The 15,656-nt window shown below is 40.8% G+C and carries 18 protein-coding genes, 1 pseudogene and 1 other annotated feature; of the genes and pseudogenes, 6 read left to right on the top strand and 13 right to left on the bottom strand.

Features of this window, described 5'->3' with window-relative positions:
• Positions 1 to 98: 98 nt before the first annotated feature.
• Positions 99 to 1,577 (bottom strand): virulence factor transcriptional regulator MgaSpn, encoded by a 1,479-nt coding sequence (gene mgaSpn / locus N8M66_RS06270; protein ID WP_125416311.1) that lies wholly within the window; start codon positions 1,575 to 1,577, stop codon positions 99 to 101.
• A 375-nt stretch (positions 1,578 to 1,952) separates the two neighbouring features.
• On the opposite strand from mgaSpn, the gene N8M66_RS06265 reads away from it, so the two are divergent.
• From N8M66_RS06265 to N8M66_RS06245, 5 genes are all read left to right on the top strand, one after another.
• Positions 1,953 to 2,189: a GlsB/YeaQ/YmgE family stress response membrane protein gene (locus tag N8M66_RS06265; protein WP_025170701.1), complete on the top strand. Its 237-nt coding sequence runs from the start codon at positions 1,953 to 1,955 to the stop codon at positions 2,187 to 2,189.
• Positions 2,190 to 2,267: 78 nt separating this feature from the next.
• Positions 2,268 to 2,840 carry an alkaline shock response membrane anchor protein AmaP gene (gene amaP, locus N8M66_RS06260; RefSeq protein WP_020901648.1) on the top strand — a complete coding sequence of 191 codons (573 nt, stop codon included), beginning with the start codon at positions 2,268 to 2,270 and terminating at the stop codon, positions 2,838 to 2,840.
• An 11-nt stretch (positions 2,841 to 2,851) separates the two neighbouring features.
• Positions 2,852 to 3,022 carry a DUF2273 domain-containing protein gene (locus N8M66_RS06255; RefSeq protein WP_000455064.1) on the top strand — a complete coding sequence of 57 codons (171 nt, stop codon included), beginning with the start codon at positions 2,852 to 2,854 and terminating at the stop codon, positions 3,020 to 3,022.
• Between the two features lie 30 nt (positions 3,023 to 3,052).
• Positions 3,053 to 3,661 (top strand): Asp23/Gls24 family envelope stress response protein, encoded by a 609-nt coding sequence (locus tag N8M66_RS06250; RefSeq protein ID WP_000064110.1) that lies wholly within the window; start codon positions 3,053 to 3,055, stop codon positions 3,659 to 3,661.
• A gap of 30 nt (positions 3,662 to 3,691) precedes the next feature.
• A complete protein-coding gene (locus N8M66_RS06245) occupies positions 3,692 to 3,895 on the top strand; it encodes a CsbD family protein (protein WP_060628708.1) in 204 nt (67 codons plus the stop codon).
• Between the two features lie 115 nt (positions 3,896 to 4,010).
• Here N8M66_RS06245 and N8M66_RS09520 read toward each other — a convergent pair.
• Positions 4,011 to 4,282 (bottom strand): annotated as a pseudogene (locus tag N8M66_RS09520) (transposase); the annotation flags it as partial.
• Positions 4,283 to 4,315: 33 nt separating this feature from the next.
• Entirely contained in the window at positions 4,316 to 4,771 is a 456-nt protein-coding gene (locus N8M66_RS06235; RefSeq protein ID WP_261046234.1) for a GNAT family N-acetyltransferase, read from the bottom strand.
• A 69-nt stretch (positions 4,772 to 4,840) separates the two neighbouring features.
• On the opposite strand from N8M66_RS06235, the gene N8M66_RS06230 reads away from it, so the two are divergent.
• Positions 4,841 to 5,500 carry a prepilin peptidase gene (locus N8M66_RS06230; protein WP_261046233.1) on the top strand — a complete coding sequence of 220 codons (660 nt, stop codon included), beginning with the start codon at positions 4,841 to 4,843 and terminating at the stop codon, positions 5,498 to 5,500.
• Here the strand turns inward: N8M66_RS06230 and trpA are convergent.
• The 10 genes from trpA to N8M66_RS06180 form a co-directional block, all read right to left on the bottom strand.
• The gene (gene trpA / locus N8M66_RS06225; RefSeq protein ID WP_261046231.1) at positions 5,472 to 6,248 is read right to left on the bottom strand and encodes a tryptophan synthase subunit alpha; all 777 of its coding nucleotides are present in this window, start codon (positions 6,246 to 6,248) and stop codon (positions 5,472 to 5,474) included. The genes N8M66_RS06230 and trpA overlap by 29 nt on opposite strands.
• Positions 6,241 to 7,464: a tryptophan synthase subunit beta gene (gene trpB, locus N8M66_RS06220; RefSeq protein ID WP_049551735.1), complete on the bottom strand. Its 1,224-nt coding sequence runs from the start codon at positions 7,462 to 7,464 to the stop codon at positions 6,241 to 6,243. The genes trpA and trpB (N8M66_RS06220) overlap by 8 nt, the downstream gene beginning before the upstream one ends.
• On the bottom strand, positions 7,442 to 8,041 hold the full coding sequence (locus N8M66_RS06215; protein WP_261027397.1) for a phosphoribosylanthranilate isomerase: 600 nt from the start codon (positions 8,039 to 8,041) through the stop codon (positions 7,442 to 7,444). Before N8M66_RS06215 ends, trpB (N8M66_RS06220) begins: the two co-directional genes overlap by 23 nt.
• Positions 8,028 to 8,795 (bottom strand): indole-3-glycerol phosphate synthase TrpC, encoded by a 768-nt coding sequence (trpC, locus tag N8M66_RS06210; protein WP_261046229.1) that lies wholly within the window; start codon positions 8,793 to 8,795, stop codon positions 8,028 to 8,030. Before trpC ends, N8M66_RS06215 begins: the two co-directional genes overlap by 14 nt.
• Positions 8,792 to 9,796, bottom strand: a complete 1,005-nt coding sequence (gene trpD, locus N8M66_RS06205; RefSeq protein WP_261046227.1) for an anthranilate phosphoribosyltransferase — start codon at positions 9,794 to 9,796, stop codon at positions 8,792 to 8,794. Before trpD ends, trpC begins: the two co-directional genes overlap by 4 nt.
• 10 nt (positions 9,797 to 9,806) lie before the next feature.
• Positions 9,807 to 10,373: an aminodeoxychorismate/anthranilate synthase component II gene (locus tag N8M66_RS06200; RefSeq protein WP_261046225.1), complete on the bottom strand. Its 567-nt coding sequence runs from the start codon at positions 10,371 to 10,373 to the stop codon at positions 9,807 to 9,809.
• Positions 10,370 to 11,731, bottom strand: a complete 1,362-nt coding sequence (gene trpE, locus N8M66_RS06195; protein ID WP_261046223.1) for an anthranilate synthase component I — start codon at positions 11,729 to 11,731, stop codon at positions 10,370 to 10,372. Before trpE ends, N8M66_RS06200 begins: the two co-directional genes overlap by 4 nt.
• A 71-nt stretch (positions 11,732 to 11,802) precedes the next feature.
• Positions 11,803 to 12,034: a binding site (T-box leader), on the bottom strand.
• Positions 12,025 to 13,203 (bottom strand): tryptophan synthase subunit beta, encoded by a 1,179-nt coding sequence (gene trpB, locus N8M66_RS06190; RefSeq protein ID WP_000208440.1) that lies wholly within the window; start codon positions 13,201 to 13,203, stop codon positions 12,025 to 12,027. Its footprint overlaps the feature before it by 10 nt.
• A 331-nt stretch (positions 13,204 to 13,534) precedes the next feature.
• Complete coding sequence (locus N8M66_RS06185; RefSeq protein WP_261046220.1) at positions 13,535 to 14,764, bottom strand: DegT/DnrJ/EryC1/StrS family aminotransferase; 1,230 nt, start codon at positions 14,762 to 14,764, stop codon at positions 13,535 to 13,537.
• Positions 14,765 to 14,806: 42 nt separating this feature from the next.
• A complete protein-coding gene (locus N8M66_RS06180) occupies positions 14,807 to 15,499 on the bottom strand; it encodes a sugar transferase (RefSeq protein WP_143989351.1) in 693 nt (230 codons plus the stop codon).
• Positions 15,500 to 15,656: the final 157 nt, after the last annotated feature.

The following is a 15,656-nucleotide window of genomic DNA, read 5'->3' as shown; positions in this document are numbered from 1 at the left end:
GTCTTTTCTTAATAAAAACACCCCAAAAATTAGATTTTTTCTGTCTAACTTTTGAGGTACAGTTCAAAACGCGAAATAGCATTTTTTATTTTAGGTTACTAATCTAATCGAATAAACATCATGGCATTTAACAAAGATATGAGTGAGACCGTGTTTATATTATTTGAATAGATCAGTCTCTTATTCTCAATCGGCGGAATAATAAAATTAGAAATGATGATATCATAAGGCGATTCTTCTAAAGATTCCTTTGATAATTCTAATTCAGTCCAAACTTCAAGTTCAAAATTGTTGCTGCAATAATAAGAAAGTGTCTCTGCAACGGATTTTGCATGATACTGATCAAAATTACTCATAACCAGAACCTTCAGCTTTGGCTGATTTTGTAGTAGATTAAGCACCAAATGTTTGGTATGAGTGATGAAGGTATAAGATAGATGATTTACCATCATTGAACTAGAACAAACTTCAAGAGTCTCTAAATAATGAGAAAGCTCTTTTTTTACATCTGAAACAAATTTAGGGAAAATATTTTGAAAATTCCTGATTGTATTCCCTTTTTGATCAAATAAAATAAACTCAGTGGACAACTCCTGACGATACAGATGTGCAGTATTATGCAGATGCCAAATCAGATTATCCTTATTCTCAATCTCAATCTGATACTTGACTGAAATCTGATCAATAAAATCACTCAATAGATGGTAAGATTTTTCAACATAGCTATCCTTTTTTACGCTTTTCATAAAGAGACTTTCATCTATGAAAAACATTTTTTGAAAGTAAGACACAAATAATTGGCAAACAACTTCTTCATCTAAAGAGATATTGTATTCTGATTCAAAACTCTGAGCAACACCTTCTATTCCTTCTGCCTGCATTAAAAAATCCAAACTTTGGTCGTTAAAAGAATCTTTCTCTGTTTCCATAAAATGACCAAACTTTATTCGATATAGATTAGTAACCAGGAACAACTTTAGCATTCTATGCGTTGATAAATTTATTGGAAAGCTTGTTTCCTTATAAACCAATTCTAACAATTGAGATAGGGGCTCTGATGAAAAATTTTCAAATGGCCATTCTAGGAAATAATATTTTTCTGAAAAATATTGTGCAAAAAAGTAACGAATGTCTCTCTCATTTCCAATGATTTGAACAGGGGTCAGACTAATTTCAAATTGAAATTGCTTTTTAATCACTTTATTGATTTGGCTAATAATACGATAGAGCGAAGATGAACTGATATAAAATTCTTTACAAATACTCTCAGCTTGACAACCTTCATTAAAGAAGATGTATTCTAAAATCGAAAAATGAGTTGAATGCTTAAAGAAATGATGGTAAACCATTTCAATATCACTATCATCGGTATTAATAATGCGTATACCATTAGTAGAAGAATGAAAAATCAAGTCAGGAAAAGCAGATTTAACATGGGATAGATCATCTTTGACTGCACGTTCTGTACAATTTAATAACTCTGCTAGTTCAGAACGATGAAACCAACGTTTATGTTCAAATAATAATTCTAATAATTCTAATTGCCTATGACTTTTTTTAGATAATAAATCTCTCATGAATGTCTTTCTCTCTTTATAAATTATCGGATTAAACCTCTTGCAATTATACCACAAAGAATAGGTATAACATGCTGTAACGACTTTTACTAAGATCCTTTATTTCGTATAATAACACTACGGAGGCAATATATAAACAATTTTCTTATTTTACTGTCTATTGAGGGCGTAAATACAGAATCAAATTCAAGTCGAAAGATTATATTTTTAATTTTAAAAATTATATAATAGCAACAATCAAAGAATTTGATTTTTTTATATTAAAATTACATAATAATCAAAATAATTGATTATTTTATATCAAAATTATATAATAGCAATAATCAAAGGAATTGATTTATTTTTTGATATTAAAATAAAAAAGGAGGGTAAGCAATATTGTGGTCAATCATTGCTGGAGGTCTTATTGGACTTGTAGCAGGTAGAATCACTAAAAAAGGTATTTCTATGGGAATCGTCGCAAATGTATTCGCTGGTTTAGTCGGGTCATCTGTAGGACAATCCCTTTTAGGTAGTTGGGGCCCATCCATCGCTGGAATGGCTTTGATCCCATCTATTGCAGGAGCAGCAATTGTTGTTACTGTAGTATCATTCTTTACAGGTAAAAAATAATTACTTGTAGTAATAAACTATTTTTAAATAGATTAGACGGGTAAAAATAGTTTAAATGTTAAATCGAAAGGATTGTATATGTCAAAAGCAAAGAAAATATGTTTCATTATTTTCTGTATTTTAATCTTGACAATTTTCCTTCCTGTTTTGATAGATTATCATCAAGTTAGTGATCTAGGCATTCAGCTATTTAGCTGGAGACAGAATCATTTCGTTGAATTTTATCTCTCTAGATATATATTCTGGGGGATAGTGGCTCTATCAACTTTAGTTTTGTTATCGATGTTAGTTGTATTGTTTTATCCTAAACGTTATTTGGAAATTCAACTTGAAACTAAAAACGATACATTGAAATTAAAGAATTCAGCAATCGAAGGTTTTGTTAGAAGTTTGGTGAGTGATCATGGATTGATCAAGAACCCAACTGTTCATGTAAATTTACGAAAAAATAAATGTTTCGTTCATGTAGAAGGTAAAATTCTTCCTTCGGACAACATCGCTGACAGATGCCAACTAATTCAAAATGAAATAACTAATGGATTGAAGCAGTTTTTTGGTATTGAGCGTCAGGTTAAACTAGAAGTTCTAGTAAAAGACTACCAGCCTAAACCAAAACCTCAAAACAAAAAGACTGTTAGTCGTGTGAAGTAAGGAAGTAAAAAATGGAATGGCTTAAACAATATCGATATCCAATAATCGCAGGTCTCATAGGCGTATTTCTCGCTTGTTTGATTATCTCCTTTGGCTTCTTCAAAACAATATTTGTATTGATTTTAGGAGCACTGGGAGTTGCAGCTGGATTATATATCGAAAAAAACTATATAGATAAATAAAAATTACTAATTTAATTAAAGGAGTTTCATATGTCAAACGAAAAAAACATTAACACTAACGTAGAAAAGAAAGATGCTACTGCTGTAGCTCACGAAATCAAAGGGGAACTTACTTACGAAGATAAAGTTATCCAAAAAATCATTGGTCTGTCACTAGAAAACGTTTCAGGTCTTTTGGGAATCGACGGTGGTTTCTTCTCAAATCTTAAAGAAAAAATCGTTAACAGCGATGACGTAACAAGTGGTGTTAACGTAGAAGTTGGTAAAACACAAGTTGCAGTTGACTTAAACATTATTGCTGAGTACCAAAAAAATGTTCCAGCTTTATATTCAGAAATCAGAGAAATCGTATCTTCAGAAGTTGCTAAAATGACTGACTTGGAAGTTGTTGAAATCAACGTAAACGTTGTCGACATCAAAACTAAAGAACAACATGAAGCAGACTCAGTAAGCCTTCAAGATCGCGTATCTGACGTTGCTGAATCAACAGGAGAATTCGCTTCAGAACAATTCGAAAAAGCTAAATCTGGTCTTGGATCTGGTTTCTCAACTGTTCAAGAAAAAGTTAGCGAAGGTGTAGAAGCTGTTAAAGGTGCAGCAACTGGTGTAGTATCTCACGAAAAAACTCGTGTAAACTAAGATAAAATAAATATAACAGGAGAAATTATCATGTCAGTAGAAGAAAAATTAAATCAAGCTAAAGGTTCTATTAAAGAAGGTGTTGGGAAAGTCATCGGTGATGAAAAAATGGAAAAAGAAGGAGCAGCTGAAAAAGTTGTTTCTAAAGTAAAAGAAGTTGCTGAAGATGCCAAAGACGCTGTAGAAGGTGCTGTAGAAGGTATCAAAAACATGTTGAGTGGCGACAATAAATAAGGCTAAAAGTTACTTTATCTCTTTAGTAACATTAGTCAAAAGAGTCTGAGTCAAGATGATTCTCAGAAAACAAAAAGCTAGAGATTTCCAATTGCGGAACTCTAGCTTTTTAATTTCACCTCTTTCTCTTATTATATTTCAGCAGGTTGTTGACCGTGAGTACGAATCCCATGTCAATTCTCACTTTACGCTTACCTCTCAGATGACATCTCTTATAACCAAACAAACCTTTATCTGCCCAAAGACAGATTTCATATCAATCTTACGTTTAGCGAAAATTTGTCTACCATTGGAAGATAAAAGTGCCTGATATTCTTTAGTTTTTAAACACTGGTAACGTTCATTCATATACAGTCTCTTTTGAGGGGCTGATTCAGGTTCATCATCGCAGTCAAGATTGATTTCAAGGATTTTTACTTTCTATCTCCCCTTTTTCATAATGTATTTTCGTACAGGTTCTTCAACTATTTGAACGATTTCAAATCCTTCTTTTTGGTAAAGGTGCTTGGCTGCTTGATTTGCCTCGAAGACATTTAGAGAAATACTATCTATATCTCCATTTTCAAATACCAAACTAACAAATTTCCTTAAAGCCTGGCTACCTAAGCCTTGCCCCTGTTTCTGAGGATTGATAAAAAATCTTCCAATATGAAGATTACTGTCTTCTAGCCTGATTTTCTGGATAAGCCCCACAAACTCTGGTCCATCAAAGATAGAAAAGATTCCTTCCAAATCTTGCAAGATCTGAATTGTCAAGGGGAAAGGAATCTTTGGTCCCATCCATTGTTCTTGAAAGGATTTGCCAAGGGAGTTGGACCATTGGCATACGAATTGAGCGTTTTCTGTGCTCACCTTTTCTTCAAAACGAATTGTCATATTTGCCTCACCATCTTATCTATGTTTCTCCATTATACTACTTCTCCTATTTTTTACGAATAGATAAGTATGATTGATATTTATTTTTTTCTTGTCGGGAGCATTCTCGCTTCCTTTCTTGGTTTGGTCATTGACCGTTTTCCAGAGCAATCCATTATCAGTCCAGCCAGTCACTGCGATTCCTGTCAGACTCGCTTGCGTCCCTTAGATTTGATTCCGATTCTCTCGCAGGTCTTCAATCGCTTTCGCTGTCGCTACTGCAAGGCTCCTTATCCTATCTGGTATGCCCTCTTTGAACTAGGCTTAGGTCTCCTCTTTCTATCTTGGTCTTGGGGTTTTCTTTCCTTGGGGCAAGTCATCCTAATCACTGCTGGTTTGACCTTGGGCATCTACGACTTTCGCCATCAGGAATATCCCTTACTGGTCTGGATGACTTTCCATCTACTCCTAATAGCCTGCTCTGGCTGGAATCTGGTCATGGTCTTTTTCCTTGCTCTTGGCTTTTTGGCTCATTTTATCGATATCCGCATGGGAGCAGGGGATTTTCTCTTTCTAGCTTCTTGCGCTCTCGTCTTTAGTGCGACCGAATTGCTGATCTTGATTCAGTTTGCTTCTGCTACGGGAATTCTAGCCTTTCTCCTGCAAAAGAAAAAGGAAAGACTTCCTTTCGTGCCTTTCCTCTTGCTCGCTGCTTGTGTGATTATTTTTGGTAAGCTACTACTTGTTTGATAAAGTCCTGAATCTGCTCTCCTTCATGGAGAGCTTTTACAATTTTTGAACCGACGATAACGCCATCTGATACCGCATTGAAGCGTTCTACATCGGCTTGACTAGATACGCCAAAACCTGTCAAGACTGGGATATCGGCTACTTGATGCAGTTGTGCCAAGTGCTTGTCCAAGTCTGCACGGTAATTGCCTGATTTCCCTGTCACCCCATTGATGGCAACCGCATAGACGAATCCTTCTGCCCCTTCAATCAACTCTTTCTGACGCTCAATCCCTGTGGTCAAGCTTACTAGAGGAATCAAGGCCATGTCTGTGTCTGCCAAAAATGGTTCTACAAAGTTGGCATGCTCATGAGGCAGGTCTGGAATAATCAAGCCCTTAACCGCTGTATCTGCCAAATCTTTGACAAAGTTCTCCACACCGTACTGAAAGAGGGGGTTAAAGTAGGTCATGATAACCAGTGGAACCTCTGTTTCAATGGTTTTCAAGGTTTCAACCAAAGCCTGGGTAGAAGTGCCGTGGGCTAGACTACGCAAGCCAGCTTCTTCGATAACAGGTCCATCTGCAACAGGGTCTGAAAAGGGAATGCCCACTTCAATGGCAGAGACACCCAAATCTTCTAAAAAGTGTATTGTTTCTCCGAGTCCATCCAAACCTTTTTCATGGTCACCAGCCATGATATAGGGAACAAAAATTCCTTTTCCAGCTGCTTTAATAGCGTTTAATTTTTCTGTTAGTGTCTTAGGCATGAGCTTCTCCCTTCTTTGCTGCATCTGCTTCCAAGCGGTCTTTGACTTGAACCACATCCTTGTCCCCACGACCTGATAGGCAGACTATCATGGATTTGTCTGGTCCAAGTTCTTTGGCCAATTTCACCGCAAAGGCAATGGCATGGCTAGATTCCAAGGCTGGGATAATCCCTTCCACACGAGACAAGAGTTGGAATCCTTCCAAGGCTTCTTCGTCTGTCACAGGGACATAGCTGGCACGTTTGATATCGTGGTAGTGAGAATGTTCTGGACCGATACCAGGATAGTCCAAACCTGCTGAGATAGAGAAGGCTTCAAGAATTTGACCATGGGCATCTTGGAGCACATCCATGAGGGAACCGTGAAGGACACCAGGACGACCCTTGGTCAAGGTAGCTGCGTGGTGCTCCGTATCCACACCAAGTCCAGCCGCTTCAGCCCCATACATGGCTACTGACTCATCTTCTACAAATGGATGGAAGAGCCCGATAGCATTCGACCCACCACCAACACAGGCTACTAAGGCATCTGGCAGATCTTGACCTGTCAAGTCACGGTACTGTTGTTTAGCTTCTCGACCAATAACACTTTGGAAGTCACGAACGATTTCTGGGAATGGATGAGGCCCCAAGGCAGAACCAAGGATATAGTGGGTATCATCAATATTAGCTACCCATGAACGAAGGGCTGCATTGACCGCATCCTTGAGCACGCGCGAACCGTCTGTCACTGCCTCAACCTTGGCTCCCAAAAGCTCCATACGGAACACATTGAGGGCTTGGCGTTTGACATCTTCCTCACCCATGTAGATAGTACATTCCATGTTAAAGAGGGCTGCAGCAGTTGCAGTTGCCACACCGTGCTGACCAGCACCTGTTTCAGCGATAATTTTCTTTTTACCCATGCGTTTAGCCAGAAGAACTTGTCCCAAGGCATTGTTAATCTTGTGGGCCCCTGTATGGTTAAGGTCTTCACGTTTAAGATAAATCTTGGCTCCGCCAATATACTGGGTCAAGTTTTTTGCGTAGTAAAGAGGAGTTTCACGCCCCACATACTGGCGCAAGAGTTGGTTTAATTCCTCTTGGAAACTTGGGTCTGCCTGACTTTCACGATAGGCCTTCTCCAACTCCAAAACTGCTGTCATCAATGTTTCTGGGACGAAACGTCCACCGAATTTTCCGTAAAATCCATCTTTATTTGGTTCTTGATATGCCATTCTTTACCCTCTCTATAAATCTTCTAATCTTTTCATGATCTTTTTGTCCATCTGTCTCCACTCCGCTCGATACATCGACTGCATAGGGAGTAAAGTGTTGAATTGCTTTTACGACATTGTCTTCCTTAAGCCCACCTGCGATAAAGAAAGGCTGAGTTAGTCCAATCGTATCCAGTTGAGCCCAGTCAAAGGTCTGACCACTCCCAGCCACAGGGGCATCAAAGAGTAGATAGTTTGCCTGAGAATTGGGCACATGACCCTCTCCATCCACCTGCACAGCCTGAATACTGGCACAAGGCAAATCCGCAAACAAATCATCTGCCACCTGACCGTGAACTTGAACCAAGTCCAAGCCAACTTTGTCAATGACTTCTAGCAGTTCTGCCCGACTTGGTGAAACAAATACACCAACCTTTTTGACATCTGCAGGAATAAGCTTTGCCAGCTCAACAGCCTGATCCAAGGTCACCTGTCTTTTACTAGGTGCAAAGACAAAACCGATGTAGTCGGCTCCTGCTGATACGGCTGTTTCCACCGCTTCTTTGGTCGATAGTCCACAAATCTTAACTTTTGTCAATCTGCAACTCCTTGATTCTTTGAGCCACATCCTCTGCCTGCATGAGAGCTGTCCCAACTAAAATTCCATTAAAGTATGGTGCTACTCGTTCCGCATCCTGCCCTGTGAAAATAGCAGATTCAGAAATGTACAAGCAATCATCTTTGAAATATTTAGCCAAATCTACACTGGTCTGCAAGTCAACTTCAAAGGTGGTCAAGTTGCGGTTATTGACCCCAATAATCTCAGCACCAAGTCTATGAGCCACTTCTAGTTCAGCTAGATTGTGAGTTTCCACCAAGACTTCCAGACCAAGCTCTGTCGCATAGTCATAAAGTTCCTTGAGGCGTTCTTCGGACAAGGCGGCCACAATAAGCAGGATGACTGTCGCACCTGCATTGCGAGCGCGGATGATTTGCTTTTCATCGATGATAAAGTCCTTGTTAAGCGTTGGAATGTTTACCTGACTGGAAATCTCCCGCAGATAATCCAAATGTCCTTTAAAGAAAACTTCATCTGTCAAAACAGAAATCATCACTGCGCCGTTCGCTTCATAAGTCTGGGCCTGTTGCACAATATCCACATCGAGATTGATATCTCCCAGACTAGGGCTAGCCTTTTTGACCTCAGCGATTACCTGTAAACGGTCCTGATGTTGTTTTAAATAGTCAGCCAAGCGATAGGTCTGGCGCAAGGGCTGGATTTCCTCCAGCTTCATTTGCTCAACTTCACGCGCCTTCTGCTCCAAAATTCGTGCTAAAAATTCCTGACTCATTTTTGATACTCCTGTAACAGTCTGAGTTTTTCTAGGGCCTTACCACTAGCAATCACTTGACGGGCCAAGGCAACTCCTTCCTTGATACTAGCTACCTTACCATTAGCATAGAAACCAAGACCAGCATTTAAAACTGTCGTTTCCAAGAATGGACTTGGTTCGTTTTGAAGAACGCTAAGCAAAATCTCTGCATTTTCCTGAGCATTCCCTCCACGGATATCTTCAATAGCGTAGCGTTCCATCCCCAAATCCTCTGGAGTAAAACTGGATAAGGTAATTTCGCCATTTTCAAGAAGAGCAATCTTGGTTGTTCCGTTCAAGCCGGCTTCATCAAGACCTTCTGGTCCAGCAACCACAACGGCACGTTTGCGACCCATATTTTTCAAAACCTGAGCTGTACTTTCTAGAAGTTCTGGACGGCTAATTCCAAGAAGCTGTGTTTCTAAAGCCATTGGGTGAATCAGAGGACCAGTCAAGTTCATGATTGTTGGAATTCCTAGTTCCAAACGAGCTGGCATGATGTATTTCATAGCTGGATGCATATTTTTTGCAAAGAGAAAGACGATGCCAGTTTTATCAAAAACCTTACCTAGTTCAGCTGGTTTGAGATCCAGGTTGATTCCCAAGGCTTCGAGAACATCTGCAGAACCAGATTTAGAAGAAATCGAGCGGTTACCATGCTTGGCCATGTGAACACCGCCACCAGCCAAGACAAAGGCTGCAGTTGTGGAAATGTTAAAGCTGAAAGACTTGTCCCCACCTGTACCACAGTTGTCCATGGCATCATGAATCTCAGTTGGAATATGTTGGGCATGTCCTCTCATGACTTGGGCAATGGCTGTGCGTTCTTCAGGTGTTTCCCCCTTCATCTTAAGAGCCAAAAGGAGAGAAGCAATCTGCGCTTCAGTTACACGCCCAGTTACGATACGCTCAATGACATCCGTCATTTCCACACCTGATAAATTTTCAAATTTTGCTAGTTTTTCAATAATCTCTTTCATCCTAGTTTCCTCACTTTACAACCTTCTCGATAAAATTCCGAATAGAAGACAAGCCATCTGGCGTTCCAATGCTCTCTGGATGGTACTGGAAGCCATAAATCGGTAGGTTTTTATGTTGAATCCCCATGATGGCTTGGTCATCAGTCGAACGAGCTGTCACTTCAAAGTTTTCTGGCATTTCTTCAATCAAAATACTGTGGTAACGCATGACCGCACGGCCATCTTCGATACCTTGATACAAAACAGATGGCGCTTCAAAGTTGATATTGCTCTGTTTCCCATGCATGACTTTTGGAGCCAAACCTAACTTACCACCAAAGACTTCTGCAATGGCTTGGTGGCCCAAACAAATCCCTAAAATCGGCTTCTTGCCAGCAAAATCACGAATCATGTCTTCCATCTTTCCAGCATCAACTGGCCAACCAGGACCAGGAGAAAAGACCAGACCATCTGCTTTTTCAGCTTCTTCATACAGCCTAGGATCATCATTTCTCAAAACCTGCACTTCTGCAAAATTCCCAATGTATTGGGCTAAGTTATAGGTAAAAGAATCATAGTTGTCAATCAATAAAATCATGGTCTTAGTTCTCCAATTCTAGTCATAGATTTAGCTTTATTAATGGTTTCTTGGTATTCGTTTTGGGCAATAGAGTCATAGACAATCCCTGCCCCAGCCTGCACGTAGGCTGTTTGATTTTTGAGAATCATCGTTCGGATGGCAATGGCGAAATCCATATCACCCGTCGCAGACAAGTAACCGATTGCTCCTGCGTATACGCCACGTTTTTCTGTTTCCAGTTCATAGATACGTCTCATGGCACGAATCTTTGGTGCTCCTGACACTGTTCCAGCAGGAAGTGTTGATTTCAAGGCATCCATGGCAGTGAGTTCTGGAAGCAAACGCCCCTTGACCACGCTGGTCAAATGCATGACATAGCGGAAAAGCTCCACTTCCATATACTTGGTAACTTGGACACTGGCTGTTTCAGATATGCGACCAATATCGTTACGCCCCAAGTCTACCAACATCCGATGTTCTGCTGTTTCCTTCTCATCAGAAAGCAGGTCTGTCGCCAAAGCCTTGTCTTCTTCATCCGTAGCGCCTCTTGGTCGCGTACCGGCAATCGGATTGGTTGTTACAACGCCATTTTTAACAGAAACCAAACTTTCAGGACTGGCACCGATGATTTGATAATCTCCAAAATCATAGAAATAGAGGTAATTTGATGGATTGGTCACGCGAAGATTTCTGTAGAAGTCAAATGGATTTCCAATAACTTCTGCTGAGAAGCGTTGACTGAGTACGCATTGGAACATATCTCCATTACGAATCAAGTCACGAGCGGTTTCCACCATTTCCTCAAACTTCTGAGGAGCAATATGGGGTTTGAAGTCAAGTGGTGATAAATCCAAGTCTTCAAATTCATTTGGAGCAGGGATGCGTAATTCCTCAAGCACTTGGTTCAAGGCTTTTTCCAAATTCTCTTGACTACGCTCGCTGTAAAGAGCATCCTCGATAACATGGATTTTTTCCTTCTTGTGGTCAAAAACCATGTAGCTCTCATAGACAAAGAAATGCATGTCTGGCGTCCCAATGGTATCTTGAGGGATTTGACCAATTTCTTCATAGAGTGAAATCATATCGTAACCCACAAATCCAATAGCTCCCCCACCAAAAGGTAGATCTGAATTGTGCTGGCTCTTATGAGTCATTTCATAAAGGAAATCCAAGGGATCCCGATCAATCACTTGACCATTTTGATAAAGGACTCCATTTTCAAACTTAATCTCAAAAACTGGATTATAGGCTAGGATAGAAAAACGAGCTGTTTCCTTGTCTCTCGGAATACTTTCTAAGATAACCTTGTGTTGCCCCTTTAGGCGCATATAAGCCAAAATTGGTGATAAGACATCTCCATGAATGATTCGTTCCATTGTCATTTCCCTTTCAGTTCTACTTCTAGTCCGTGGCGACTGTATGAAAAATCCCCACGCAAAATAACTTGCGTGAGGACGAAATTCGCGGTGCCACCTCAATTATAGGATTTCTCCTATCTCTCATTCCTGTCTCAGATACCTCCTGTAACAGGCTGTGCGATAAAGGGCACTCCCTTGAGAATTATGTTTTCTTCTCTTGTTTCAAATGGACCCAACCTTACAGCTTTCTCTGCTTGTTTCCAGCAACCACAAGCTCTCTGTGAGAGAAAGAACTGTAATTTTTCCATTTTTTATTTTTTAGCTTCTAGGTAGTCTGCAATTGCAGCTACGTCCTTGTCTCCACGACCAGAGACGTTGATGATGATAATCTCGTCTTTACTTAGTTTCGGTGCACGTTTAACTGCTTCTGCGATAGCGTGCGAACTTTCAATCGCTGGGATAATTCCTTCAGTCTTGCTGAGAAGGAGGAGAGCCTGAACAGCTTCTTCGTCTGTCGCAGCCACATATTCCACGCGACCTGAATCTTTAAAGTAGGCGTGTTCTGGGCCAACCCCTGGATAGTCCAATCCAGCTGAGATAGAGTAAACTGGAGCCAGCTCTCCATCTTCCTTAAAGACTGCATAGGTCTTCATGCCGTCGACAATTCCGATACTACCTTTTGTCATAGTAGCTGCGTGCTTGTCTGTATCAAGTCCATGACCAGCAGCTTCGACCCCAACCAATTTAACTTCTTCATCAGCCACATACTGAGAAAAAGCACCAATGGCATTGGAACCTCCACCTACACAAGCAATAACGTAGTCTGGTAAGCGTCCTTCTTTTTCTAAGATTTGACGGCGAGATTCTTCACTGATGACCTTTTGGAACTCGTGGACAATTGTAGGATAAGGGTGAGGACCTACAGCAGATCCCAGAACATAGAAGGCTTCAAGGTCATTCATCCATGCTCCAAAGGCTGCATCAACCGCATCCTTAAGAGTTCGTGTCCCTGTTTCAACTGCGTGAACAGTTGCTCCCATCATCTCCATACGGAAAACATTGAGACGTTGACGTTCCACATCCTCTGCTCCCATGTAGACATCACAGGCCATACCAAACTTGGCTGCAGCCGCTGCTGTCGCAACACCGTGTTGACCAGCTCCTGTTTCCGCGATCACTCGTTTTTTGCCCATACGTTTAGCAAGAAGAATTTGTCCTAAAACGTTGTTGAGCTTGTGAGAACCAAGGTGGTTAAGGTCTTCGCGCTTGAGATAAATCTTAGCGCCACCTAAGTGATCTGTCAAACTTTCCGCAAAATAAAGCGGTGTTTCACGGCCTGAATAGTCTTTTAAGTAATGGCGAAACTCTGCCAAAAATTCTGGATCATCCTTGTACTTGTCAAATGTCACTTCCAACTCATCCAACAAAGCCTGAATCGGCTCCGGTACAAAACTACCACCAAATTGTCCAAAATAACCTTTAGTTGTCATAAAAATTTCCTCTTTCAGTATTTATTTCAAGATATGAAAAAGCCCACACACAGAATTAAATTCCATGTGAGGGCGTTGGTAACGCGGTGCCACCTCAATTATAAAGGGACTATTCCCCTTTACATCTCTACCTTGTCTAACAACAAGTTGCACTGTAAGGTGTGCGCACCGAATTTTCATTGTTTCAAATTCATTTTTAAAATCAGCCCACTTTCACTACTTCCAACCACCTGTTCACAATCACCACAGGCTCCCTGAAGATCAAAAATAGTTACTTTTCTGATTTGTTGAACTTATTTTAATACTTTGTTTTTTCTTTGTCAAGACTTTTTTACGATTTTTTTGATAAAGTTAGCACTTTTTCAGAAACTGTTTTGAAAGTCTCAATGATATAATCTACTTCCTCATCGCTTAGTTTAGTGTGAAGAGGGAGGGTAATTTCATTTTCAAAGAAGGCATAAGCCTTGGGATAGTTCGCCATATCAAAACCAAGATTCTTGTAGGCTGTCAAGAGAGGAAGCGGTTTGTAGTGTACGTTACTTGCAATTCCTGCTTTGGCCAATTCTTGGATGATGAGGTTACGCTCTTCTAGGCTAGCACCTTCTACATGGGTGATGTAGAGGTGGCGTGAAGATTCGACACTATCAGTCTTGTGTGCCAATGGACGAATGCGAGAACCTGCAAAACCTCGATCATAGCGGTCCACAATGTCCTTACGACGTTGTAGCAAAGCTGGGTAACGGTCCAATTGTACCAAACCAAGTGACGCCATGATATCGGTCATATTGCACTTGTAGGCTGGTGTGACGATATCGTATTCCCATGAACCCAGTTGCATCTTAGCAAGGGCATCCTTAGTTTGACCATGAAGAGAAAGGATTTGGAATTCCTTGTACATCTCTTCGTCATCAATCGCTGGATTGGCTTTCCAAGTGGCACTTCCACCTTCTGCCGTTGTAAAGTTCTTAACGGCATGGAATGAGAAGGAAGTAAAGTCAGCGATAGAACCAGCAGGTTGTCCTTTATAAGTTGATCCCAAAGCATGGGCACTATCAGACACGATTACAATACGGTTAAAGGCTTTTTGCCACTTGCTTGAAGCAGTAAAGAGGTCACGTTTCTTCTCCACAACTTGGAACAAACGGTCATAGTCGCAAACAATCCCCGCAAGCTCAACCGGGATGATTACCTTAGTCTTTTCAGTGATAGCTTGCTCAAGCAAGTCATAGTCCATCTCAAAAGTATCTGCTTGGATATCCACCATGACAGGTGTTGCCCCTACGTGAGTGATGACACTACATGAAGCTGTATAAGTCATAGCTGGAACGATGACTTCATCTCCAGGTCCCACTTCCAAAACGCGTAAAATCAACTCAAGAGCGGCAGTCGCAGAGTTGAGGCAGACAGTCTTAGGTGTCTGTGTATATTGAGATAAGCGACGCTCCAGTTCTTTGGTCTTAGGACCTGTCGTGATCCAACCAGAACGAAGGGTATCCGCTACTTCAGCAATTTCTGCTTCTGTAATATCGGGTGGTGAAAATGGAATATTGTAATTTGGCATTGATTTGCTCCTTTTATCTGTACTCATTTTCTCATGACTACTTTATTTTAGCACTTCAAACACGGTTTGAAACATGATTTTGATGTCTCCAAGGAAACTAAATTCTCGGAGATAAGCGAGATTATAGCGCATCTTTTCAGGAAGAACATGCTCTACATAAGCTTGGTCAACAGACAGACCTTTCTCCGTCATTTGACTGATGATGGTGTCCTCATCCTTGTAGTTGATACTGGCTGGAGAGGTAATTCCTGCTGGTAAAAGCAAGGTCGCCATCATTTCAGGGCTATACTGCTCTGTGTAACGTGGCACTTCAGGACGCGTCCCGACAAAGGACATCTCGCCTTTAAGGACATTAACCAACTGAGGCAGTTCGTCCAAACGCACACGGCGGATGAAATTTCCAACCTTGGTAATGCGACTATCGTTAGCAGAAGTCACCAGACTTCCTTTTTTATCCGCATCCGTCACCATGGTACGGAACTTCCAAATCTTGAAAGGACGGTTGTACTGGGTCACGCGCTCTTGCTTGTAAATAACAGGCCCCTTGCTATCCAACTTGATCCAAATACTCAAGATAAGAAAGACTGGGGAAGTCAAAATTAGCAAGACCAAGGCCAGAACCCAGTCCAAACAACGCTTGAAAATCAGCGACCCCTTCCTTTTAGAGACAAGCTGGTAGTAAGACTCAACCTCGCTTGATTGCATTTCCACGGGCAAGTCTTCCCATTTCAGCATGCTGTTTCTCCTTTGTTTTTATTATACTATTTGTCAACATTTTTCATTATACCACAAAATGGAAAAGGCGGTGAAAGAAATCTGTAATTTGACGGATTTCCTTCTTATACTCAATGAAAATCAAAGTACAGCTTTTAGGTTTCAGATAAAGCTGACC

Source organism: Streptococcus mitis, assembly GCF_946188585.1.
GTDB lineage: Bacteria > Bacillota > Bacilli > Lactobacillales > Streptococcaceae > Streptococcus > Streptococcus mitis_DG.
This window is presented reverse-complemented; position numbering and strand designations above follow the sequence as displayed.